This window comes from Stutzerimonas stutzeri (assembly GCF_038561965.1).
Classification (GTDB): Bacteria; Pseudomonadota; Gammaproteobacteria; order Pseudomonadales; family Pseudomonadaceae; genus Stutzerimonas; species Stutzerimonas stutzeri_AA.
Genome location: NZ_CP139348.1, coordinates 876,718 through 900,854, shown reverse-complemented (window position 1 = coordinate 900,854; position 24,137 = coordinate 876,718). Strand labels below are relative to the sequence as shown.

General features: G+C 63.0%; 16 protein-coding genes and 1 other RNA gene. 6 read left to right on the top strand and 11 right to left on the bottom strand.

What is annotated here, in order from left to right; all coding sequences use genetic code 11:
* Positions 1–119 precede the first annotated feature (119 nt).
* Positions 120–425, top strand: coding sequence for a hypothetical protein (locus SM130_RS04015; RefSeq protein ID WP_102824523.1), 306 nt, complete (start codon positions 120–122; stop codon positions 423–425).
* A gap of 132 nt (positions 426–557) precedes the next feature.
* Positions 558–936, top strand: a transfer-messenger RNA (tmRNA) gene (gene ssrA / locus SM130_RS04010).
* 188 nt (positions 937–1,124) lie between these two features.
* Here ssrA and SM130_RS04005 read toward each other — a convergent pair.
* The 4 genes from SM130_RS04005 to SM130_RS03990 form a co-directional block, all read right to left on the bottom strand.
* Positions 1,125–2,009 carry a restriction endonuclease gene (locus tag SM130_RS04005; protein WP_256044952.1) on the bottom strand — a complete coding sequence of 295 codons (885 nt, stop codon included), beginning with the start codon at positions 2,007–2,009 and terminating at the stop codon, positions 1,125–1,127.
* Between the two features lie 67 nt (positions 2,010–2,076).
* Positions 2,077–5,286, bottom strand: a complete 3,210-nt coding sequence (locus SM130_RS04000; RefSeq protein WP_102824521.1) for a type I restriction endonuclease subunit R — start codon at positions 5,284–5,286, stop codon at positions 2,077–2,079.
* Positions 5,287–6,642 carry a restriction endonuclease subunit S gene (locus SM130_RS03995; protein WP_146029736.1) on the bottom strand — a complete coding sequence of 452 codons (1,356 nt, stop codon included), beginning with the start codon at positions 6,640–6,642 and terminating at the stop codon, positions 5,287–5,289.
* A complete protein-coding gene (locus SM130_RS03990) occupies positions 6,639–8,615 on the bottom strand; it encodes a type I restriction-modification system subunit M (RefSeq protein WP_102824520.1) in 1,977 nt (658 codons plus the stop codon). The genes SM130_RS03995 and SM130_RS03990 overlap by 4 nt, the downstream gene beginning before the upstream one ends.
* A gap of 253 nt (positions 8,616–8,868) precedes the next feature.
* Here SM130_RS03990 and SM130_RS03985 point away from each other — a divergent pair, with 253 nt between their 5' ends.
* Positions 8,869–9,483 (top strand): LysE family translocator, encoded by a 615-nt coding sequence (locus SM130_RS03985; RefSeq protein ID WP_102824519.1) that lies wholly within the window; start codon positions 8,869–8,871, stop codon positions 9,481–9,483.
* Positions 9,484–9,674: 191 nt separating this feature from the next.
* On the opposite strand, the gene malK is transcribed toward SM130_RS03985, so the two are convergent.
* The 3 genes from malK to SM130_RS03970 all read right to left on the bottom strand — a co-directional run bounded on the left by malK (position 9,675) and on the right by SM130_RS03970 (position 13,198).
* A complete protein-coding gene (gene malK, locus SM130_RS03980; protein ID WP_102824518.1) occupies positions 9,675–10,790 on the bottom strand; it encodes a maltose/maltodextrin ABC transporter ATP-binding protein MalK in 1,116 nt (371 codons plus the stop codon).
* Between the two features lie 81 nt (positions 10,791–10,871).
* The gene (locus SM130_RS03975; RefSeq protein WP_102824517.1) at positions 10,872–12,500 is read right to left on the bottom strand and encodes an alpha-glucosidase; all 1,629 of its coding nucleotides are present in this window, start codon (positions 12,498–12,500) and stop codon (positions 10,872–10,874) included.
* Positions 12,501–12,649: 149 nt separating this feature from the next.
* Complete coding sequence (locus tag SM130_RS03970) at positions 12,650–13,198, bottom strand: sugar O-acetyltransferase (RefSeq protein WP_102824516.1); 549 nt, start codon at positions 13,196–13,198, stop codon at positions 12,650–12,652.
* Between the two features lie 177 nt (positions 13,199–13,375).
* Between SM130_RS03970 and SM130_RS03965 the strand changes: the two genes are divergently transcribed.
* Positions 13,376–13,999 carry a glutathione S-transferase family protein gene (locus SM130_RS03965; RefSeq protein WP_102824515.1) on the top strand — a complete coding sequence of 208 codons (624 nt, stop codon included), beginning with the start codon at positions 13,376–13,378 and terminating at the stop codon, positions 13,997–13,999.
* A 12-nt stretch (positions 14,000–14,011) separates the two neighbouring features.
* Here the strand turns inward: SM130_RS03965 and malT are convergent, their stop codons facing one another.
* The 4 genes from malT to malE all read right to left on the bottom strand — a co-directional run bounded on the left by malT (position 14,012) and on the right by malE (position 20,586).
* Positions 14,012–16,759, bottom strand: coding sequence for an HTH-type transcriptional regulator MalT (malT, locus tag SM130_RS03960; RefSeq protein WP_102824514.1), 2,748 nt, complete (start codon positions 16,757–16,759; stop codon positions 14,012–14,014).
* A 104-nt stretch (positions 16,760–16,863) separates the two neighbouring features.
* Positions 16,864–17,754, bottom strand: coding sequence for a maltose ABC transporter permease MalG (gene malG / locus SM130_RS03955; protein ID WP_015275801.1), 891 nt, complete (start codon positions 17,752–17,754; stop codon positions 16,864–16,866).
* Between the two features lie 11 nt (positions 17,755–17,765).
* Positions 17,766–19,331 carry a maltose ABC transporter permease MalF gene (gene malF, locus SM130_RS03950; protein WP_181019233.1) on the bottom strand — a complete coding sequence of 522 codons (1,566 nt, stop codon included), beginning with the start codon at positions 19,329–19,331 and terminating at the stop codon, positions 17,766–17,768.
* A gap of 67 nt (positions 19,332–19,398) precedes the next feature.
* Complete coding sequence (gene malE / locus SM130_RS03945; protein WP_102824513.1) at positions 19,399–20,586, bottom strand: maltose/maltodextrin ABC transporter substrate-binding protein MalE; 1,188 nt, start codon at positions 20,584–20,586, stop codon at positions 19,399–19,401.
* A 251-nt stretch (positions 20,587–20,837) separates the two neighbouring features.
* On the opposite strand from malE, the gene SM130_RS03940 reads away from it, so the two are divergent.
* Both SM130_RS03940 and SM130_RS03935 read left to right on the top strand, forming a co-directional pair.
* Positions 20,838–22,910 carry an alpha-amylase gene (locus SM130_RS03940; RefSeq protein WP_102824512.1) on the top strand — a complete coding sequence of 691 codons (2,073 nt, stop codon included), beginning with the start codon at positions 20,838–20,840 and terminating at the stop codon, positions 22,908–22,910.
* Positions 22,907–24,025, top strand: a complete 1,119-nt coding sequence (locus tag SM130_RS03935) for a hypothetical protein (RefSeq protein ID WP_102824511.1) — start codon at positions 22,907–22,909, stop codon at positions 24,023–24,025. The genes SM130_RS03940 and SM130_RS03935 overlap by 4 nt, the downstream gene beginning before the upstream one ends.
* Positions 24,026–24,137 lie beyond the last annotated feature (112 nt).

Here is a 24,137-nt window from a genome sequence, read left to right as displayed (position 1 = left end):
GCTCACGCGCAATCGCAGTCGGAATTTTAGAGCCCCTGACGGGTTCGATTCGACTCGGCGCCGCCGTTTCAGCAGTTATCAGGCAGGCCCGGGAAGTCCACAAGACTGGAGGACCCACAATGAAAGTTCACGCACTGCTCGCATCCGCGGTACTGCTAGCCAGCCCCGCCGTCTTCGCACAACAGGACCTGTGTCAGGTCAACCTGCAGGAAATCGACGACAACATGGCCACCAACACCGCCACCTTGGGTGAGCCGGCCAGGAGCAAAGTCGAGGAATACGTCCAGCAGGCGCGCCAATCCCAGCAGTCCGGCGACACCGAAGCGTGCATCGCTCACTCCACCAAAGCCCTGCAAGAGCTCAAAGGCCCAGGCAGCTCGGGCAGCGGTGGCACCGCAGGCTCCGGCTCCGGTGGCGGCAACTGACCGAAGGCGGTGGGATCGTGCAAACGATCCTGCCGCAGCCGCTGTACACTTTTTAACCAGCGTGATTAAAAAGTGATCGACACACCGTAAAGATCGCCGTACACTCCCGCCCCAGCACCACAAGCGTCACCAGGGGCCGATTAGGATTCGACGCCGGTAACAAAACTTGAGGGGCATGCCGAGTTGGTAACAGAACTCGTAAATAAACTGTTGCAAACTTATAGTTGCCAACGACGACAACTACGAAGGGTACGCGCTAGCCGCCTAACCTTCATCTGGTCGCTTCGGCGCCAGCGGTCACTAGGGGATGCCTGTAAACCCGAAATGACTGTCAGATAGAACAGGATCGCCGCCAAGTTCGCTGTAGACGTAACGGCTAAAACTCATACAGCTCGCTCCAAGCACCCTGCCAATCGGGCGGCGCGGAGTTAACTCAGTAGATCTGGCTAAGCATGTAGAACCGATAGCGGAGAGCTGGCGGACGGGGGTTCAAATCCCCCCGGCTCCACCAAACACAAAGCCCCGAGAATCTTGAGATTCTCGGGGCTTTTCTTTGTGCGGTCGAAAGACGGTTCGAAGGTCCTCAGCAAACAGTCCTGCGCTTTACCTCGATACGCGCCTGAATCTCTGTCGGCATTGCGCGCAGCTCTGGACGACACGCTAGTAACGTTCGCGCCGGTCATCACAGCGCAGGGGCAGTCACTCCTCGGAAAAGTAGTCGCTGTCGATCTGCTTGACCTCATACACCTGCTTAACGCTCACGCCGAGGTTGTGTTCGACCATCAGGCGGGCGAGCTCGATGCCGTCGATCAGCACCACCTTGATATCCAGGCCGAGTGCTGCGTCCCTCGCGCCAGCAGAAAAATCCGAGGTGGTGATGAATACACCCTTGCGCGCCCTCTTTCGCGTCAGTGCGCCGATGAACTTGTCGATCTCCGGGCGGTGCACGGTGTTGGCCCAGCGCTTGGCTTGCAGGTAGATCACATCCAGCCCGAGCTTGTCTTCCTTGATGATGCCGTCGATACCGTCGTCGTTGGTGAGCTGGGTCGCTTTGCCAGCCTCCTTTCGTGAACCGCCGTAGCCCATGGCAATCATCAGATCAACGACTACCTGCTCGAAGAAGCTCGGCGTAGCAGCCCGCACCTGCGCCAGCAGTTCGTCGGCCAGGGATTGCTGCAACGCCTGATAGGCTTCGGCCAGTTGCTCATCCGGCGTGGTTTCGGTCAGATCGCTGCCTACAACGGCAGCGGCATCTGTCACCTGAGGTTTAGCCGTATGAAAATCGGCGAACTCAGGAAACTGCTTCAGCCAGGCCACGGTGATCCGCGCCGGGCCACTGGCAAGCGCCTCCCGCCCCCGGTCGGTGATCTGCACCATTCCCTTGCTCGGAATCGTCAGCAGGCCAGCCTTGTTCAGATAGGTTCTGGCCCAGCCCACTCGATTGTTGATCACGGTCTGATTCCCCGAGGGCAGCCGCTCCTTGCGCTCTTCTTCGGTCAGCTGGAACACATCAGCGATGCGCACGCGCAGGGCGCCAAGCGGCAACGGCGCTCCGTCGCCAACCGCCTGCAGCACCGGTCGCATGACACTTTGAAAATCCGGAATTGCCATCCTGTGCATTTCTCCTAAGTGCTGTGTAGTTGAAAGAAACTCACAAACCGGCCGACGGACGAGCCCCGCCAGCCAGAGCCTTCAGCATTTTGTAGATGACCAGCGCAAACGCCCGACTCTTGGTCTCGTTATCCAGCACGCCCAACGACATCTTCTCGTTGTCGGTCATGGCATCCAGCACGGTATCGATCACCCGTTTTGGCAGCAGCCCGTGCATCACTTGGTCGATCGAGTGGTTGTTCACCTGTGCCATCAAATCATCCTGGCGCGAGAGACGTTCGGTGATGCCAGCAGCAAAATGCAGCTGGTCGTCATCGTGCGTGTCCGCCCCGAAGATATCGTTGAGCGCCTCGATGATCTCCGACAGGCGCTTCTTCTCCGGGTCGTGCGGTTTGCCGCTGCCGACGTCGCTGCCGGGCTTGAGGGTGTACTCGCCGCCCTCCTCGCTCAGGCGCAGCTGGTGTTCGGCGCGTTTGCTAAGTCGGTAGTGGGTCAACTGCAGCTCGCCGACGTCCACGTCGTCCTGATGCAGGCGGTCGATCCGCAGCAGCGGGTGCAGGTGCTTGGCGAACACGCAGAGCTGTTCCAGCTCGCGATCCTCATAAGGCACGATCTGCGAAAGGAATTCATACAGGCGCACAAAGCTCTGCAGGTTCTTGCGAAACAGGTCGAGCTGATCCACCTGTTCGCCGGCTTCCTTGAGTGCGTGCTCGGCTTTCTTCAAACCGGCGCTGTCACCATTGGCTTCGGCGGTGCGTTTGAAATCCAGCGCCTGCTGGCGCGACTCGATGCTGAAGGCGTAACGCTTGGCGAAGCGCTCCTTGGCCGGCTGGCAGTAGTAGCTGAGCTTGCTGGCCGCCGCTTTCGGGTCGAAGAAGGCCAGGGCGAAGGCTTCGACCTCCTGCCAGTGATAGATCCCCTCGGCATCCAGCTTTTTCTGCAGGTCGTAGATGATCTGCGGGTCGGTGACATCGCTTAGCTCGGCCTTGGTGTAGTACGGCAGGAAGGCGTCGAGGATGTCTTGCGGCTCGTTGAAGAAGTCTAGGATGAAGGTCTGCTTGGCCGGAAAGGTACGGTTCAACCGCGACAGGGTCTGCACGCAGTCCACGCCCTGCAGCTTCTTGTCCACGTACATGGCGCAGAGCTTGGGCTGGTCGAAGCCGGTCTGGTACTTGTTGGCGGCGATCATCACGTTGAAGTCCTGGGTGTCGAACGCGTCAGCCAGGTCGCGGCCATTCAGGCCGGCGTTGAGCAGGCTGCTGTTTTCCGTCACTTCCTCGGGGATCACCTCATCCGGCAATACGCTGCCGGAGAACGCCACTAGCGGATGCACGTCGGCGTAGCCCATCTGCTGCACGTAGGCCTTCACCGCCAACTGGTAGCGCACCGCCTCCTGGCGGCTGCTGGTCACCACCATCGCCTTGGCCTGTCCATTGAGCAGGTGGCGAATGTTGGCGCGGAAGTGCTCGACGATGATCTCGACCTTCTTGTCAATGTTGTACGGATGCAGCCGCACCCAGCGCGCCAGCTTCATGCGTGCCTTCTTCGAGTCCACCTCGTCGTCTTCGCCGTCCGGGTGGGCGATCTTCCAGGCGGTGCTGTAGGTGGTGTAGTTCTGCAGCACGTCGAGGATGAAACCCTCTTCGATGGCCTGGCGCATGGAGTACAGATGAAACGCCTCGGGCTTGTTGCTGGCACTGGGTGGCAGCGTCGGGTCGGGCACACGGCCGAACAGCTCCAAGGTCTTGGCCTTGGGCGTGGCGGTGAAGGCGTAGTAGCTGATGCGCTCGTTCGGCTGACGCGCCTGTACGGCGGCATCGAGCAAATCTTCGGCGCTGATCTCTTCTGGCTCTTGTCCATTGGAGCCGAGCGCATCGCTGCCGAGAATCTGCTTCAGCTTGCTCGCCGAGGAGCCGGTCTGCGAGGAATGCGCCTCGTCGGCGATTACCGCATAGCGCCCCGAGGCGAGCTTGGGGTATTTCTCCAGCGCGTCGAACAGCGCCGGGAAGGTCTGGATGGTGACGATGATGATGCGTGTCTGCTCGGCCAGCGCCTCAGCCAGTTGCTCAGACTTGCTCTGGCTGCCGACGTCGCGGGTGATCGGCCGCACCACACCCTGGGCGTGCTCGAACTGGTAGATGGTGTTCTGCAACTGGCTGTCCAGCACCGTGCGGTCGGTGACCACGATCACCGAACTAAACAGCCGCTGGCCGTCGTGGCTGTACATCGAGGCGAGCTGGTGGGCAGTCCAGGCGATGGAGTTGGACTTGCCGGAACCGGCGCTGTGCTGGATCAGGTAACGCTTGCCCGGGCCTTCGGCGTGGGTGGTTTCGATCAGCCTGTTGACCACATCCCATTGGTGGTAGCGCGGGAAGATCATCGTTTCCCTGGTGGTCAGCGAGCCGTCGAATCCCTCGCTGGTCTTCTTGTCCAGATGCAGGAAGCGCCCGAGCACCTTGAGCCAGGCATCCGGCTGGAACAGCTGTTGCCACAGGTAGCCGGTGGCGTACTGGCTGTCGTCTGGCGGCGGCGGGTTGCCGGCGCCGCCTTCCGCGCTGCCGAGGTTGAACGGCAGAAAGAAGGTGTCCTTGCCGTCCAGCTTGGTGGTCATCGCCACCTCGTTCTGGCCCACCGCGAAATGCACCAGCGCGCCGCGTTTAAAGGTCAGCAGTGGCTCGGGCTTGCGTGTGAGCGGGTCTTTTACTGGGCGGTCATAACGGTACTGGCGCTTGGCGTTTTCCACCGACTGCTTGAACTCGCTTTTCAGCTCCAGCGTGGCAGTGGGGATGCCGTTGACGAACAACACCAAGTCCAGCCGTGGGTTGTAGCTCTGGCCGCTACCGCCAGCCTCACGCGCATGGGGCGAGTAAGACACCTCCGGCACCACGCGAAGGCGGTTGCACTGGTAGCGCTTGAGGGTGTCCGGGTTCATGCCGTGGTCGGGCTGGAAGCTGCACAGCTCGACTTTTACCGCGGGTAGTTTGAAGCCATGGCGCAGCACGTCGAGGGTGCCGCTTTGCTCCAACTCGCGCACCAGCTTCTGCACCAGCACATCGTCAGGGTTATTCGGGTTGGCCTTGGCGAACTTGTCCCAACGCTCCGGCCAGGCGTCCTTGAAGTAACCAAGAAAGTCCTCGGTATACAGCGCCGTGCGCCGGTCGTAGCCGCTGGCCGGGCCAGTGAGCCAGCCCTGGGCGACCATGGCGGTGATGATGTCCTGCTGAAACTGGGCTTCCTTGCTGTCCGCCATTTATACAGCCTCTGCTACTGCTAATTCGGGGGCTTGGGCGCTGGCCGGAGGCTGCCAGCCGCGCACGTCGATTTTGCCGGTGACGGCGGCGGAGATTAGGGCGGAGCGGCGTTCTATAAGCAAAGAAACACCATTTTCCGCCTCAGTCACGAGCTGATCGAACCGAGAAACTTCAGTATCAAGAAACGCCACAATGTCATGCTGCTCACCAGACGGTGGTACGGGAAATTTCTCAGGGGATATGTGCTTATTGTTAATCTGGGGAACCGTTGATACATCTGCCAACTCTGCAAGCCCTCGACACTTCAAGACATTGGCGAAGTAGTACGCATTATTGTCAGCTTCCATCTCCCAGCCCATGAGATTGGGATCAAGTAATGCGCTCACCTCCACGACATTTACCTTATTAAGGAAAATTGCAGCGCCACGCTTGGGAAAAATAACAAACTGACTTCTTGGTCGATACGCTTTTTCAATCGATGGATCTACAAAGAAATCCCACTGCCCGATACTGAGTGTATCTGCTGACAATGAGCCAACCTTCAAAAACGGCAGATTCCCACTGTCATTCACCATATCTTCCGGCACTGCTTCGGAGCCAAAAAGCATTCCAATGTAGCCGCCTTTTCTGACAATCCAATGCGCCGGCACCTCGCCTAGCCACTCCACGCCGGAGTTCTTCATCGGCACCGTGGGGTCGAGGCCTTTGGTGACGGCGTGGTAGATCACGGCCTGGCGCTTTTCCTTGAGCAGCTCGATCAGGCGCTGCTGCTCTTCGATCAGCGCGTCGATGCGAGCGGTTTCGTGGTCGAGGAAGTGGGCGATTTGGGTTTGTTCAAATACCTCAGGTGTCGCGACCTTGAAGTTATTGATCACATCAGTGGGCACCCGTTTCAGCCCGCCAGCACCGATCATGCTGGAAGTGCAGAAGTCCATGTAACTGTCTTCTTGCACGCGGTAATAAAGGTACTCAGCATTAACACCCTGATAGGGTCTAAGAACGTTGATTTCGCTAGAGCCGAACCCAATTCCATTAGTTAGGCCTTTGGCAATCGCAACATTCTTATTCTCGAAGCACGGCGTGACCTTAGCCTGCAGTACGTCTCCATCTTCGAAGTAGGTGTAGCCGCCAATGACCTCGCCGATGGGGCGCTCTTCATCCAGTTGCACGACACCAGTTTTTAGCTTCTCCATGGGAACGAAGCTACATAGTCGTCCCGTATCGCCGTCGTAGCCTGACTTTCTCGGATTGAGTAATGCGCGATGCTTTAACGGCGTCAATATCCAATGCTCCGGCACCTCGCCTAGCCACTCCACATCAGATTTTTTATACGCCGGATACGCTGGATAGCTCATGCCGACAGCCCTTCAATCATCTGCTTGATACGGTCGGTGCACGCTTTCAAATCACGGTCGATCTCGGCCAGCGGGCGCGGAGGCTGGAACACATAGAAGTGGCGGTTAAAAGGAATCTCGAAGCCGACAATGCCGACCTCGCCATCCTGCGCATCACGCTTGCTTTCGTCGATCCAAGCATCCGGCACATGGGGGATGACTTCGCGCTGGAAGTAGTCGTATACCGACTCGCCCAGCGGCACGTTCTCGTTGTCGCGCAGGCCGCTGTCAGCCTCAGGCTGGCCCTTGGTGGTGCAGATATCCGCCTCGGGGTCGCGCTCGCTCAGGGCGTTGAGCAGCGCCTTGAGTTCCGCCGTGGCGAGGGAAACGCCGTGGGCGCCGAGGGTCTTCTTTAGCAGCTTGCTGAACTGCTCGCGGTTGCGGTGCAGCACGCTCGCATCCATGGTTTGCAGGGCGGTCAGCAGCTGTTGCTGAACGGCGCTGTCGAGTTTCTGCAGGGCTTTTTCTTCCAGCACTTTGCCGATGCGCTCGGCGCTGGTTTGGAAGTTCAGGCGCAGCGGGCGCTCGACGGTGATACGGCGGTAGCCGAAGGCCTCGATGGGGAAGATCTTGCTTTGCGCGGTGGCCTCGAAGCGGCCGTAGAGGCGCACCAGCTCGTCGATCTGCTCCTCGGTGATGTACTGGCGCTTGCTGCCGAGGGATTTGCGCATCTTGGCGAAATGCCCGCTGCCATCGAGCAGCTGCACCTTACCCTTGCGCGTGTCGGGCTTGTGGTTGGAGAGAATCCACACGTAGGTGGCTATACCGGTGTTGTAGAACATGTCTGTCGGCAACGCGACGATGGCTTCGACCAGATCGTTCTGCAGCAGGTAGCGGCGAATCTCCGATTCGCCCGACCCGGCGCCGCCGGTGAACAGTGGCGAGCCGTTGAGGATGATGCCGATGCGCGAGCCGCCTTCACGCGGGTCACGCATCTTGCTGACCAGGTGCAGAAGGAACAGCAGCGAGCCGTCGGACACTCGTGGCAGGCCGGGGCCGAAGCGACCGTCGAAGCCTTTGTGGCTGTGCTCGTCGGTGATCTGCTTCTGCACCTTCTTCCATTCCACGCCGAACGGCGGGTTGCTGAGCATGAAGTCGAAACGCTTGTCGGCCAGCTGGTCGTTGGACAGGGTGTTGCCGAGCTTGATGCTGGCGACGTCTTGGCCCTTGATCAGCATGTCTGCCTTGCAGATGGCGTACGACTCGGGGTTGAGTTCCTGGCCGTGCAGGGACACGGTGACCTTTTCGCTGATGGACTGGATGTACTCGTCGCCCTCGGAGAGGAAGCCGCCGGTGCCCGCGGTCGGGTCATAGATGGTGACGATGCTGTTGGGCGCGAGCTTGCCGTCCTGCCCGGTGATCACCAGCGAGGTGGTGAGGTGCACGATATCGCGCGGGGTGAAGTGTTCCCCGGCGGTTTCGTTGGAGCTTTCCGCGAATTTGCGGATCAGCTCCTCGAAGATAATGCCCATGCCGAAGTTGCTGATGCGCTCGGGGCTCAGGTCGGTGGCGGCGAAACGCTGCACCACCTGGTACAGCAGGTTGGCGGTTTCCAGCTGCTGAACGAAATCCTCGAAGTGGAAGTGCTCGAAGATCTCGCGGGCATCCTTGCTGAAGGCCTGCACGTAGCTCATCAGGTCGGCGGCGGTCTGGGTGTCCGACAGCGTGCCGAGGGTCAGCGGCGAGGCGTTGAAGAACTGCTGGCCGGCGGCGCGCAGCAGGATCATCTCGCGGACGGTATCGGGGCGGCCTTCCTGGGCGAAGGTCTGCTTGATGACCTCGTCCTTGGTCGGCGCGAGCACGCATTCCATCCGCCGCAGCAGGGTGAACGGCAGGATGATGCGGCCGTACTGGGATTGCTTGAAGTCACCGCGCAACAGATCGGCAATCGACCAGAGAAACGCGGCCGTCTGGGAATGATTTTCCGTGTTCACGCTACAGCTCCAAGGGGGATCGGCAAAAGCCGTTACTTTACCCCGCTGGGCGCGTCACAAGGTGAGGTCAATGCAGGCGCTTTCCCTGTCGGCATCGATGGTACGACACGCAACAGCAAGCCAGCCTCTCGGGGAGCGCTGTTTCAATGCCTCTTCAACCCGCCATACGCAGGTCAGTTAGCGCCTGGCCCGGATAGTATCGATGAATGCTCTATGCTGGTTCATTCCAGCCGCCCCGTAGCAAGGAGTCTCTATGCCCAGCCTCGAATACCTGATTACCTGTCTGGTTGTCGTGCTGATACCCGGCGCAGGGGTGATCTATACGGTTTCGACTGCGCTGATGCACGGCCGTCGCGCCGGTATTCTGGCCGCGACAGCCTGTACGCTAGGGATTCTGCCGCATCTGCTGGCGACCATTCTCGGTGTCGCGGCGATCCTGCATTCCAGTGCGCTGGTCTTCGAGACTCTGCGTTATGCCGGTGCCGCCTACCTGCTCTATCTCGCCTACGCGACCTGGCGTGACCGTTCCGCGCTGGCGGTGGGCGGCGATAGTGAACCACTCAGGGTTCGGTCGCTGGTTGCCAAGGCGCTGTTGGTCAATCTGCTGAACCCGAAACTGACCATTTTCTTCCTGGCCTTTCTGCCGCAATTCATCCGGCCGGGCGCGGGTGATGAGCTTGGACAGCTGCTCGGCCTCAGCGCGACTTTCATGCTAATGACATTCGCGATCTTTACCGTCTACGGCCTGCTGGCGCACGCCTTTCGCAAGACAGTCATCGAGTCGCAGCGCGTTCAGGCCTGGTTGCGCCGGGGCTTCGCGGCATCATTTGCCGGTCTCGGTGTGAACCTGGCCTTGGCCGACAGATGAATTCCCAGGCCTTTGACGCGCCGAGCAAACGCACACGGCAATGGTTCCAGCGTCAACGGATCAGGCGGACCGTGCCGCTCTGTATGGCGTAGGCACTGAGCAGCCTGAACGAGCCGATTTGCCGCACTCGCTCAGGCGCAATCAAAGCTAGCCGAGCTCACCCTGCCATCAGTTTAGCGGGGCGGACTCAGTCATCCATAAATCGCCGGCTCCCGGTAATGCCGGGCGCAGGCCTCACCGTTTTCGCGGAAGAGGTGGCATTTGTCGGCCTTTAGGCCGGCGGCGAAGGTTTCGCCTTCGGTGACGCGCAGGTTGCCGTCGACGCAGAGGGTGATGACGTCCTGCAGGCGCTCCAGGGTGAGGTAGAGCAGGTTGTACTGGCCCAGCCGTTCAGCCACGGTGATCTGGCCGTGGAAGGTGAAGTCGGCCTCTTCCGGCATGACGAAGTGTTCGGGACGGATGCCGAGGGTCAGCGGGTCGCCGGCGCTGACGGCGCTGCCATCCACCGGCAAGGTGAGTGGGTAGCCGCTGGGCAGTTCGATGGTGACGGTTTCAGGGCTGGCGGAGATGGCACGTACGTCGACAAAGTTCATCTGCGGCGAGCCGAGGAAGCCGGCGACGAAGCGATTCTTCGGGTAGTGGTACAGGTGCAGCGGTTGCCCGACCTGGGCGATTTCGCCGGCGTTGAGCACGACGATCTTGTCGGCCAGGGTCATGGCTTCGACCTGGTCGTGGGTCACGTAAATCATGGTGGAACGGATGCGCTGGTGCAGGCGGGCAATCTCGATGCGCATCTGCACGCGCAGGAAGGCATCGAGGTTCGACAGCGGTTCGTCGAAGAGGAAGACCTTGGGCTCGCGGACCATGGTGCGGCCGATGGCGACGCGCTGGCGCTGGCCGCCGGAAAGATCCTTGGGTTTGCGTTCGAGCAATTTTTCCAGTTGGAGGATTTCCGCGACCGCTTCGACGCGGCGCGTGATCTCGCGCTTTTCGACGCTGGCGAGCTTGAGGCCGAAGGCCATGTTCTCGGCCACGGTCATGTGCGGGTAGAGGGCATAGGACTGAAAAACCATGCCCACCGAGCGATCCTTGGGGGGCAGGTCGTTGACGCGCTGGTTGTCGATCAGTAGATCGCCCGAGGTGATGTCCTCGAGCCCAGCGATCAGCCGCAGCAGGGTGGATTTGCCGCAGCCGGACGGACCGACGAAGACGACGAATTCGCCGTCTTCGATATCCAGGTCGATATGCCGGGTGATCGGCGTACCGTCGTAACTCTTGCAGATGTCGCGCAGCGTGACACTGGCCATCGTTATTGTTCTCCGTTTATGCCGCCAAGCTCTCGTTATCTGGCGCAGCGGTGGGCCAACCCCGCCGCTGCCGACGCTCCCTTAACCCGCGAGCCGCACGTAGCCGAAGCCATGGGCCGGCAACCGCGCCCACTGGCCGTCGTATTCGGCGAAGCTCGCCGGTACGTCCACCAGCGGCACCGCCTGCCCCGGCAGCTCGTAGCTGCGCGGCAGATCGCCCAGGTTGAACAGGCACAGCCAGGCTTCGTCGCCCAGTCGCCGCTCGAACACCAGCAAGGCGTCGTCATGGTAGACCATGCGGATATCGCCCTCGATCAGCAGGCGCTGCTCGCGCCGCCAGCCGAGGAAGCGCCGGTAGCAGTTGAGCATCGAGTGCGGATCGGCATCCTGCGCGGCCACCGACAGCGAACGGTGCGAGTCATCCACCGGCAGCCACGGCTCGCTGCCGGTGAAGCCGGCGTGATGCGCTTCGCTCTGCCAGGGCATCGGCGTGCGGCAACCGTCGCGGCCCTTGAATTCCGGCCAAAAGGTGATGCCGTACGGATCGACCAGATCTTCGTAGCGCAGTTCCGCTTCGGGCAGCCCCAGTTCCTCGCCCTGGTACATGCAGACGCTGCCGCGCAGGGACAACAGCAGTGCCATCAGCAGCCGACCGCGCTCCGGATCGGGACGGCCATTGAGCGCCCAGCGTGTCATGACCCGGACCACGTCGTGGTTGCCCATCGACCAGCACGACCAGCCATCCGCCAGTTCACGCTCGATACCTTCGACGGTGTGACGGATGTAGGCCGGACTGCACTGCTCGGTAAGCAGGTCGAAGGAATACGCCATGTGCAGCGTGTCGCCGCCGCTGGTGTAGGCCGCCATGGTGCGCAACGACTCGTCACAACCGATCTCGGCCACCGAGGAGGCACCGGGATAGCGCTGCAGCAGCGCACGCAGGCGGCGCAGGAAGTCCATGTTTTCTGGGCGCGTCTTGTCGTAGATGTGGCGCTGGTAGGCGTAAGGGTTGTCGACACGCACACCGATGCTGCCTTCGCGAATCTCGGTGTTCGGCGGGTTGTCGCGCAGTTCGGCGTCGTGGAAGTAGAAGTTGGCCGCATCGAGGCGGAAACCGTCCACGCCGAGCTTGAGCCAGAACTCCATGTCGTCGAGCACTTGATCCTGCACAGCCGGGCAGTGGAAGTTCAGGTCCGGCTGGCTGGAGAGAAAGTTATGCAGGTAGTACTGCCGGCGCCGGCTGTCCCAGCTCCAGGCCGGGCCGCCAAAGACCGACAGCCAGTTGTTCGGCACGGTGCCATCCGGCTTGGGATCGGCCCAGACGTACCAGTCGGCCTTGTCGTTGTCGCGGCTGGAGCGGCTTTCGACGAACCACTGATGCTGGTCGGAAGAATGGTTGAGCACCTGATCGATTAGCACGCGCATGCCGCGCTCATGGCAGGCCTGGACCAGCCGAACGAAGTCGTCGAGGGTGCCGAACAGCGGATCAACGCCGCGGTAGTCGGCCACGTCGTAGCCAAAATCCTTCATCGGCGAGGTGAAGAAGGGCGACAGCCAGATGGCGTCGACGTTGAGGCTGGCGATGTAGTCCAGCTTGTGCAGCACGCCCGGCAGGTCACCCACGCCGTCGCCGTTGCTGTCGAAGAAACTACGTGGGTAGACCTGATAGATCACCCCGCCGCGCCACCAATTCTGAAGTTGCTCGGACATGTCAGGTTACCTTGAGTGAGCAGTGAAGACGGGTCCACTCTAGGTGCGGCATCCAGTCGCAACATCCTCCGGCGGCGGGCTTGTGCAGGCGTACGGGCCGGGCGTAGACGGCGCGCTCGGCGAGGGCGTAGACGGCGACAGCGAGCCGGTCAGCGTATCCGCGCCGGGTTGCCGACCACCGTGGCGCCGGCTGGCACGTCGCGGGTAACCACGCTGCCCGCGCCGATTACCGCGTCGTCACCGACCGTCACGCCAGGAAGGATGATCGCCCCGCCGCCGACCCAGACGTTCCTGCCAATATGGATCGGCCGGCCGAACTCGACGCCTGATCGGCGCGCCTCGGGATCACGCGGATGATCGGCGGTGTAGAGCTGCACGGCCGGGCCAATCTGCGCGCCGGCGCCGATGTGCACCGCAACCACGTCGAGAATCACGCAATTGAAGTTGAGGAAGGCGCCCTCGCCGAGATGGATGTTGTAGCCGTAGTCGCAGTGGAACGGCGGGCGGATCACCGCACCGGCACCGACCGCGGCCAACCGTTCGGCCAGAAGTGTGCGGCGCTCGTCCGGCGACGCCGCCAGCGCCGCGTTGTAGCGCACCATCCAGGCTTTGGCCGCGGCCTGATCGGCAAGGATTTCCGGATCGCCGGGGTAGTAAAGCTCGCCGGCCAACATCTTCTGTTTCTCGCTCATCGCCATGGCAACGCCTCCTTCGCAAAGAGGTCGAGGGTGCCACAGCCAGGCGCCGCACTCCTCCTCCCCCGCCCGGCGGCCAACGGACGAGGCGATTGATGGTTCCGTGCGATGCCTTCGCATCCACCAGCAGGCTCGACTAGGGTTGATGCACTGTTCACCCTCGCCTTCGGAGCACTGCCTGTGAAACTGATCGGTCGCTACATGTCGCCTTTCGTCCGCCGCGTCGGCGTCAGCCTGCATCTGTTGGACATACCGTTCACCAACGAACCACTCAGTGTCCTGACGGATAGTCTGAAGATTCGCGAGTACTCGCCGCTGGGTCGAGTGCCCGCGTTGGTGCTGGAGGATGGTCAGGTGCTGATCGACAGCAATGCCATCCTCGATTATTTCGATCAGCTGGCTGGCGCCAAGCGCGCACTGCTGCCGCTATCCGGCCCTGAGCGCATCGAAGCGATGAACCTGCTGGCCTTTGCCGTCGGTGCCTGCGAGAAAACCGTGGCGGCGTATTACGAGCGCGATCGGCGGCCGGAAGGGCTGGTCTGGGACGACTGGTATCGCCATTGTGAGGATCAGGCGCGCGGTGCGCTGGCGTTGCTGGACGCACGCCAGGCTGAGCGCGGCGAGCGCCCCTTGCTGGGCGAGCGCATGAGTCAGGTGGATATCAGTGCGGTAGTCGCCTACGACTTCGCCCGCCTCACCCTGCCCGACACGCTGGCGCCGGACGGCGCCTTCCCGCATCTGGCCTCAGCGTCACAGCGCGCCAACGCCCTGCCCGCCTTCGCCCAGACCCAGTGGAAGGGCTGAGCTCCGAGCGCTTCAATCCCCCTGAATCTTGCTCAGCAGATCGCGCGCGAGCTGCACGGCCTCGGCGCGGTGGGTGATGTTGAGCTTCTGGTAGAGGCTGCGGATGTGCGTCTTGATGGTGGTGGGCGCGACGTTGAGGTGATCGGCGATCTGCTCGTTGGACTGCCCGGCATGGATCAGGCTCAGCACCTGCCACTCGCGCCGGGTCAGCGGTGAGCGGCGGATCAGCTCGGGGACGTCGGGGCGATTGATGATGTCCTGGATCACCGCCTCGTCGAGGGTGATGCGGATGGCGCGGCTGAAGTCGCGCTGCTGCTGCGCCAGCTGGATCAGCCGCGTGGCGCGCTGGGCTTCCGGCTCGTCGAGGGTGCGCTCATGCAGCAGGCTCTTGAGCATGCCGATGATCGGCTTGCCAACCCGCAGGAAGCTGCCGATGGCACCGCTGCCGCTGGCCAGGGTCATCGCCCGTTGCAGGTGATCGAGCGCCTGCTGCCGTTCTTCACGCAACCAGTGCAGCTGTGCCAGGAGGATGTGGTTGCGGTTGCGATCCATCACCAGGCCATGGCGTTCGGCGTCGGTCAGCAGCTGACGCAGGATTGGCAGCGCGCTGTCCAGCTGGCCGAGCGTCACATGGGCGCGCGCGTGGTTGCGTGCGTTGAGCTGGGAAAAGTGGTTGGCGCCAGCGCTGACCGGTGGTGCGCTGATCAGCCATTGGCGAATCGCCTCGCGATCCTGGCTGGAATCCCAGTAGGCGAGCATCACCGCGTGGGCGTTGGCCAGCCAGTCGATGTGGTAGCGATCATCGGCGAGCATCGCCTGCATCTGACTGATGTAATCGGCACAGGCGCTCTGCTGGCCGCGGGCGTAGGCGACGCCGGCCAGCAACGTGTGGCTCTGCAGGCGCCAGCGCTGGTCGCCAAGCTCGTCGAGAATCTGGATGCCCTGCAGCGCGCATTGTTCGGCCGCGTCCAGCTGATGCCACTCCAGCAACACCTGGCCGCGCACGCGGTAGATGAACTCGACGATGGGCGTGGCCCGCAGGTGCTGCTGTTCGATGTACTGGATCGCCCGTTCCTGCAGGGTGTAGGCCTTCTGCAGATGGCCCTGGGCGATGGCGATCTCCGACAGTTGGCCGAGGCTCCAGACCACCAGGTGCGACGCATTGATCTCGCGGGCGCGGCGCTCGGCTTCCTCGTACTGCTTCTGCGCCTGTGGCAGTGCGCCCTGGACGAAATGCACCTCGGCCAGACCGGACATCGCCGCCACCCGCGAGGTGCGCATGATCAACGGCTCGCAGGTCAGCGCCTCCTGGGCCAGCGTGATGGCGCGCTGTTCATCGCCCTGGTTCATCGCGACTTGCGCACGCACCGCATTGAATTCACAGACGATGCGCGCCCAGTCCTGCTCGGAGCAGCTGCGCTGTAGCGCCAGTTCGGCGGCCTTGAACCAGCGTTCGACATGTTCGAACTGATAGGAATTCTGCGACACCCAGGCTTGCAGCAAAGTAAGCAGCGGCGAGCCGGCGATCACCGTTTCCGGCAGGGTTTCCAGGCATTGCTGCAGCAGCCCGAGCTGGCCCTGGCGGTAGAAGGCGCGCCCGTGGCGCTGGAGGATTTCGGCGACCTGCTGCGGGTCGCCCGCCTGCACCGCATGGCGTGCGGCCTCCTCGGGCAGGTTCTCGGACAGCAACGCCTCGGCGGCACGCAGGTGCAACTGGTTGAGCCGCTGCGGCTGATGGGTGCGCAGCTCGCCCTGCAGGAACACGGCGAACAACGGATGGTAGCTGTACCAGCGGCGCAGGCTGTCCAGTGGCTGGATGAACAGGCCGCCGCGCTCGAGCCGTTCGAGCATCTCGCGACCGTGGCAGGCTTCGGTGAGGCGATCGGCCAGCGCAGCATCGAAACGGTCGAGCAGGCAGGTCGCCTCGAGAAAGCCGCGCAGGTCTTCGGGCAGCCCCTCGATCACCTGCTCGCGCATGTAGTCGCGGATGTCCGGATGGCCGAGCAGCAGGTTTTCCAGGAACAGGTCCATGCCACGGCTGGTCTGCACCTCCTGCAGCGCCAGTTGCAATGCGCAGGGCCAGCCGCCGATGCGGCGGTTGAGCCGCTCGACCTGCTCGCGATTGATGCTCACCGGCACGCCCAGCTCCAGCAGGGCCTGCACCTCATCATCCTCGAAGGCCAGCTGGCGGGCATCGAGCAGCAGCAGCTGGTGCTTGACTCGCAGCTCGGCCACGCCCAGCTCCGGCAGGCGGCGGCTGCACACCAGCAGCGTCATCCAGCAGGGCATGTGGCGCAGGAAGAAACGCAGCCCGGCAATCAGCTCGCGCTCATGCAGCACCTCGAACTCGTCGAGCACGATGAGGATCGCCTCGTGCTCGCCTGGCAGCTCGGCCAGCAGCTGGGTGAACAACGCATCCAGCGACACCAGGCCCTGCTCGGCGAGCGCGGCGGACAACGGGCAACCGGCATCGAGTTGGCGATCCAGCGCCTGGGTCAGGTAGCGACCGAACTGCAACGCGAGGTTGTCGCTGGCATGTAGCTGCAGCCAGGCGACGCGGCCATCGAAGCCCCGTGCCCACTGCGCCGCCAGGGTGGTCTTGCCGAAGCCGCTGGCCGCGTGCAGCACGGCCAGACGCACCTGCGGCAGGCGCAGCTGCCATTCGTCCAGGCGCGGGCGCTCGAGCAGGCCCGGCGGCAGCATGGGGATCGCCAGCTTGGTGGGAATCAGCGGTAGCAACGCTGGCATCGAGGCATTCATGGACGGCTCCCTGTTCTCGTTCTTGTTGTTGTTTTTCCCGTGGCCTGGCGCACCGGCTCGCATGGCTCCCGCTCCCCGGTCTGGCGCCCTGTTTCGCTAAGTCCTCAGCCTTTCACACCGCCCGCAGTGAGCCCACCGACAATCCACTTCTGGCAGTAGAGGAACACCGCCGTGATGGGCAAGCCGGACAGCACCGCCGCGGCGGCAAAATCACCCCACAGGTAGTTCTGCGGATACAGGTATTGCTGGGCACCCACCGAGAGGGTCAGCTTGTCGACGTCCATCAGCAGCACCGAGGCAATCGGATATTCGGTAACACTGGTGATGAACGCGAGGATGAACACCACCGCCAGGATCGGCACGCTCATCGGCAGCAGGATATGGAAGAACGCCTGCCAAGTGGTCGCACCGTCGACGATGGCGGCTTCCTCAAGCGAGGCATCGATGCTTTCGAAGTAGCCCTTGATGGTCCAGATATGCAGCGCCATGCCACCCAGCGAGGCGACGATTACCGCGCCGTGGCTGTTCACCCCGAGCCAGCTGACGTGCTGACCGAGCTGGTCGAACAGCGCATAGATGGCCACCAGCGAGAGCACCGGCGGGAACATCTGGAAGATCAGCATGCTTTTCAGGATCGGCGCCTTGCCGCCGAAGCGCATGCGCGCGAAGGCATAGGCGCTGGTGGTCGACAGCAGCAGGATCAGTATCGAGCTGACGAAGGCGATCTTCACCGAGTTCCACAGCCACAGCAGCACGGGGAACGGCGGCTGGGTCACGCTGCCGTCCGCGTGGGTGTAGGGAATGCCGAGCGCCAGCGACCAGTGTTCCAGCGTCGGGTTCTCGGGGAACAGGCTGCCGGTGGCGAAGTTGCCTTCGCGGAAGGAGATCGAGATCACCATCAGCAGCGGGAAGAGGATCGCAGCGACGAAGGCGAGCAGTGCCGCATGAGTCGCCCAGAGCCGGTAACGCGCGGATTTCGGTTGCACCATGGCCATTGCCGGTCTCCTTATACCTTCACTTTCGAGAGTTTGAGATTCAGCAGCGCCATGGCACCGACGAGGATGAAGATCATCGTGGCGATGGCCGCGGCCAGGGCGAAGTCCTGTCCGGAATCCTGGAAGGCGATGCGGTAGGTGTAGCTCACCAGCAGGTCCGTGGTGCCGGCCGGCGTGGTGGCGCCGATGATGTCCGGCCCGCCGCGGGTCAACAGGGTGATGAGCACGAAATTGTTGAAGTTGAAGGCGAAGCAGGCGATCAGCAGCGGCATCAGCGGCTTGATCAGCTGCGGCAGGGTAATGCGCAGCAGGTTATCCAGCGGGCTGGCGCCATCAATCGCCGACGCCTCGTACTGGTCGCGCGGGATGGCCTGCAGCAGGCCCATGCACAGCAGCAGCATGTATGGGTAGCCGAGCCAGGTGTTGACGATCAGGATCATCGTGCGGGCCAGGCTCGGATCGCTGAACCAGTCCGGACGGATGCCGAACAACCCTTCCAGCAACAGGTTGATCTCACCGAAGTTCTGATTGAACAGCCCGCGGAACACCAGGATGGAAATGAACCCCGGCACCGCATACGGCAGGATCAGCATCAGCCGGTAGAATGCCTTGCCGCGCACCAGCTCCCATTGCAGCAGGCTGGCCAGCACCAGGCCGACGGCCAGGGTGAAGACCACCGTGAGCCCGGCGAAGGCGAAGGTCCAGGCGAAGATCTGTATGAAAGGTTCGCGAATGCTCGGCTCGGTCAGCACACGGGCGAAGTTGGAGAAGCCAGTGAATACGGCGAAGCCCGGCGGCACCGCCTTGCCGGTTTCATCGACATAGAAGCCGCGCTCCATGTCGGCGGTCAGCCGCGCACCGGTACGGGTGTCGACCAGCACGCCGGGGCCGTCCTGCCGATACTGCGGCTCGACCGCCGCCACCTCGCGCAGACCGTACAGGCGCAGCAGGCTGCCATCCGGCGCCTGCATGACCCACTGTTCCAGGTTCTTGCGCCGCTGAATCACCTCGCGCAGTGCCAACGCCTCACCCAGCCCGTCGACACTTTCAGCCGGCTGCAGCGCAAGTGGCGCTTCCGGGTCCGGTTCGCCGGTCAGCGGCGGGCTGACGAACATGCCCAGCTCGCCCTTGTCCACCCGCAGACGCTCGCCGTCCGGGCTCTGGTGCAGGCTGAAGCGAAAACGCTCGCCGGCCAGATAGGTCTGGCTCAGGTGATAGCGTTCGACCTGGGCCTGGTTGAGCAGGTTGGTGCCGCTGTAGTTGGTGAACCCGATGCCCACGGTATAGAGCAGCGGGAAGATGACGAACACCAGCATGCCCGCCACCGACGGGAAGATGTAGCGCTGGGCGTACATGCGCCGATTGATGAACAGGTAGCTGGCGATCCCGGTGACCACCAGTCCGAGCAGGGCGAACGCCATCTGCTTCTGGACGTAGAGCGCGACCACCAGGTACAGCGCAAAAGCGTTGAAGGCCAGCCAAAGCAGCCAGCGCACGCCGGTGGTCAGGGAGCGGGGCAGGCCCCAGGGTGTCGGACGGGTCATGGCAGGGCTGGGCAACTCGGCACGGGCATTCACGAGAGAAGAACCTTTCTGAACGGAGCTTAGTCTGCCGGCGCGCCTGTGCAGGCGCGCCAGCGACGGTTCAACGGGTGATGCGCTTGGCGGCATCGTCCAGGGCGGCGTCGACATCCTGCCGGCCAGAGGTGATGTTGGTCAGCGCAGCAGCCATCGATGACCAGAACGCCCCCATCTCCGGCACGTTGGGCATCGGCTCGCCCATCTGCGCGTTCTCGAAGGTCGCCTTGATGTGCGGATTGGCGGACAGCTCTTCCATGTAGGCCGTGTTGGCCACCGCACCCAGTGGCACGTCGGCATTCACCGTCTTCAGGCCTTCGACCTGCAGCAGGTAGTTCTCGAGGAATTCCACGGCCAGGTCCTTGTTCGGGCTGGCCGAGTTGAGCAGCGCTGCGGCGACGCCGACAAAGGGCTTGCCCGGCTCGCCATCGACGCCCGGAATCGGTGCCACGCCGAAGTCGATGCCGCTCTTCTCGATGTTCGACCAGGCCCAGGGGCCGCTGATCATCATCGCCGAGTCGCCCTTGTTGAACGCCGCTTCGGCCACGCTGTAGTCGGCGCCCTTGGGCATTGCGCCCTTGTCGATCAGGTCGCGCAGCACCTGCGCACCGGCCTTGGCGCCGGCGTTGTTCACGCCGGTGGACTTGACGTTGTAGCCGCCATCGGTCTGCTCAAACACGTAGCCGCCCTTGGCCGACAGCAGCGGCCAGGTGAAGTAGGTGTTGTTGTAGTCCCAGAGAATGGCGCGCTTGCCTTGTGCGGCGAGCTTCTCATTGAGTGCCATGACGTCATCGAAGGTCTTGGGCGGGGTATCAACGAGTGCCTTGTTGTAGATCAGGCCGATGGTTTCGACGGAAATCGGATAGCCCCACAGCTTGTTGTCGTAGGTCACCGCCTGCCAGGAGAAATCGGCAATGCCCGACTTGGTGTCGGCGCTGGGGGTTACCGGAGTCAGCAGCCCGCTCTTGGCCCATTCGCCGATGCGGTCATGGGCCCAGATGAAGATGTCCGGGCCGTTGCCGGTGGCAGCAGCTTGCTGGAACTTGTCGGTGGCGCTGTCCGGGTGGGCCACTTCGACCGGAATGCCGGTCTCGGCGGTGAACTTCTTGCCGACTTCGGCCAGGCCCTTGTAGCCCTTGTCGCCGTTGATCCAGACGACCAGCTTGCCTTCCTCGATCGCCGCCAGCGCCGGTAGCGGCAGGCTGAAGGTGGCCGCCAGGCCGACGGTGGCGATACACCAGAATTTCTTGTTCATGCTTCGCTTTCCTCGTGGCTTCTTTTAGTTGTTCCACCTGCTGCCGGCCTGAGGCTCTGACAGTCGTTCCATCCTCGGCGCGTGCCATGCCATCTACATCCTCCTCCTCAAGAGGGTGGAGGGCGTAGAAGCGGGGCGTAGATGCTTGGTCGCAGCCGCACAAAATACGCCATCAGCCTAGCGCTTACGCCTATACCCGGCTGTCAACGAGCGGTCAAATGTAGCGAAAATGCATAATGGAGCCACATCTAATGCGCGCCCACTGGCTGTCTGCCCTGCCGCTACTGTTTGGCCTCGCCCTGCCCTTGCCCAGCCTGGCTGCTCCCGAGCTGAGCGTTCGCCTGAACGAACAGCCACTGACACCGAACTGGAACGCCCTGGCTGCCGATCGCTACGACACCGAGCTTGCGCTCGAACCCGGCCAGCTGCAGTTGCGCATGCCAGGCGCCAGCGCCGGGAACGTCGCGCTGGCGCCGTTCCGTCGGCAGCCGCTTGGCAAAGACAGCGCCTACCGCTACGAAGTGCCCGAAGCCGGACGCTATCGTTTGATCGTCGAAACCGGCACGGACGCGGCGCTGCGTCTGTTGCCGATCAAGGCCGCCGAGCAGAAGGCGGCGACAACGGCATGCCAAGCCTGGGATGGCAATGCCGTGAACGTGGCGGTTGGCGATGTGTTCCGCGACGGCCAGCCCCTGCGCGACGCGCTGTCCGGCGCTACGGCGGTCGTCCGCAACGGCCAGGTGACGTTAAAGCCAGCCACCGACAGCGATGGCCTGCTACTGCTCGAAGTCGCCGAACCGGCGGGTGCCGCGCCGTCGCACGACTGGCGCAACGCGACGGTGTATTTCGTCCTTACTGACCGCTTCGCCAACGGCGACCCAAGCAACGACCGCAGCTATGGCCGCGAGCCGGACGGTCTCGACGAGATCGGCACCTTCCACGGCGGCGACCTCAAGGGGCTGACCGAACGGCTCGACCACATCGCCAGCCTCGGCGTCGATGCGCTGTGGATCAGCGCGCCCTACGAACAGATCCACGGCTGGGTCGGCGGTGGCGATAGCGGCGACTTCCGCCACTACGGCTATCACGGCTACTACGCGCTGGATTTCACCCAGCTCGACGCCAACATGGGCAGCGAGGATGACCTGCGCGCCCTCATCAGCGCGGCCCATGCTCGCGGCATTCGCGTGCTCTTCGATGTGGTGATGAACCACCCCGGCTATTCGACCCTGCAGGACATGCAGCAGATGGGCTTCGGCGCCCTGCGCGACGGCATGGCCGCCTACCTGCCCGAGCAGTGGAGCGCCTGGCAGCCGGAAGCCCACGAGAACCTGCACGCGTACCACAACCTGGTGGATTACGAGCACCCGAGCTGGTCTGCCTGGTGGGGCCGCGACTGGGTGCGCGCTGGCATCGCCGATTACGACACACCGCCCAGTAGCACGGTTGATCCGCTCAAGGGCTCGCTGGCCTTTCTGCCGGATTTTCGCACCGAGTCCGAAGCCATCGTCGAGCTGCCGGAGTTTCTTTCGCGCAAGGCACACACCCGCGCCGTCCCGCGTGAGGGTTATCGGGTCCGTGATTACCTGATCGAATGGCTGACGCTCTGGGTTCGGGACTTCGGCGTCGACGGCTTTCGGGTCGATACCGTCAAGCATGTCGAACCCGCCACCTGGGCCGAACTACGCGCCGCCGCCGAACACGCCCGTGCCGACTGGGCGCGCGCCAATCCGGACGATCCCATGGCCAGCGAGCCGTTCTGGATGGTCGGCGAGGTGTTTGGCCACGGCCCGCAGGCCAGCGACTACCTGGACCAGGGCTTCGACGCGCTGATCAACTTCGACTTTCAGCAGCAGTCGCTGGCTGCCAGCGATTGCCTGGCCGCCGCCGAGCCCAGTTTCGCCGACTACGCCAGGCGCCTAGCCGAGACGCCCAGGCACAACCTGCTGAGCTATGCCTCATCCCACGATACCGCGCTGTTCAGCCAGTTGGCCAAGGGCGACCTGGCGCGCCAGCGCGGCCTGGCCGCCGCCCTGCTGCTGGCGCCCGGCGCAGTGCAGGTCTACTACGGTGACGAAAGCGCCCGCGCCTTCGGCCCCAGTGGATCGGACCCGTACCAGGGCACCCGCAGCCCGATGAACTGGGCCGAGCACGAGCGACCCGAGGTCGCCGCACTGATTGAACGCTGGCAGCGAATCGGCCAGTTCCGTGCACGCCACCCGGCCATCGGCGCGGGAACGCATCGCCTGCTTTCGCCCGGCCAGCCTTATGCCTTCGCTCGTGAACTGGGCGAGGACAAGGTCATCGTGGTGCAGGCTCGATGAGTTCGGCCTCGCTGACTGCCGCCGCGCGGCGACAGGCCCAGCTGGCCTTTCTCGCCAGCGGCACGGAGTTTCGCCTGGGCCGGGTTGAGGACTGTCCACTGCCGCCGCAGCAACTCGCCGCCGTCAGCGGGAGCGAGCCCTGGGTGCGCGACTGCTTCGACGATGGCCTGACCGCATGCGTTTATCGCGTGCAGCTGGATGGCCGCGACTGGGCGCTCAAGGTCGCCCGCCGGCCCTGTCGCGTGCAAAACCCGGACGGCCAGGCGAGCTTTCTCAACGAGCTGCAACGCCGCCGCGATCTTGCACGCTTGATGCGCAACCCTGAGCAGGCCGAACGCCTGGCCGGCATCGTACCGACGCAATACGCCTCGCTGCAGCAGGGCATCGTGCTGTCGCCCTGGGTCGACGGCAGTCGCATCGAACGCTGGAGCGAGCGCCAGCTGCTGGAGCTGTTCGAGCTGCTGGTCACACTACTGCTGGGCGGGCTGTTCGAATGGGATCTGGCTGCAGGCAACACGCTGGACGATGGCCGCATTCGCCTGTTCGATTTCGGCTACCTCTACCCCTTCGACCCGCTGCGCCAGTACAACAGCGACGGCCTCGCCTCGCCGGGCTTTCATGCGGCCGAGCGCTTCGAGACCCGCCAGCTGTTCGCCTGTTTGCTGCGTATGGAGCAGGAAAGCGAGACATGGGCACTGGCTGATTTCGAGCTGGAAAAACGCATTGCTCTCGAAGCCTACGAGCGGTTGCATCGAGAGCTGACAGCCCGCGGCGCAAGCGAAACGGTATTGGACTGGCTGACTGCCGTGATGCGTCACTGGCGCAACGCACTGGCTGGCGATCTGGCCGGGCTGTACCTGCAGGAAGCCTGGCGCTCGCACTGGCTGGACGTGAAGGACGACCTCAGTGGGCAGAGCTGCACGCCGCTGACCCTGCAGCGCCTGGCCTGGCTCAATGAAATGGCGACTACCCACCATCCCGACCTGCTCGCCAGCGGGGCGTTGGCCAACGAACGACAGCCCGGCCGTGAAGCGCTGCTCAACGAGCTGCGCCTGGCGGAAGCACAGGCGATTCGCTGGCAATTGGCGGATGTTCAGAACGCCCAGGAGGTATGAGCCGCGCGGGTGTGGCAACGCTATGGCCAAAGCGGGAACCTGAAGGTTGGCTGCTAGGTGAAGCTCCGCTGTGGTGGGCTGAAGCCCACCCTACGATGCAGCTAATCTCGTC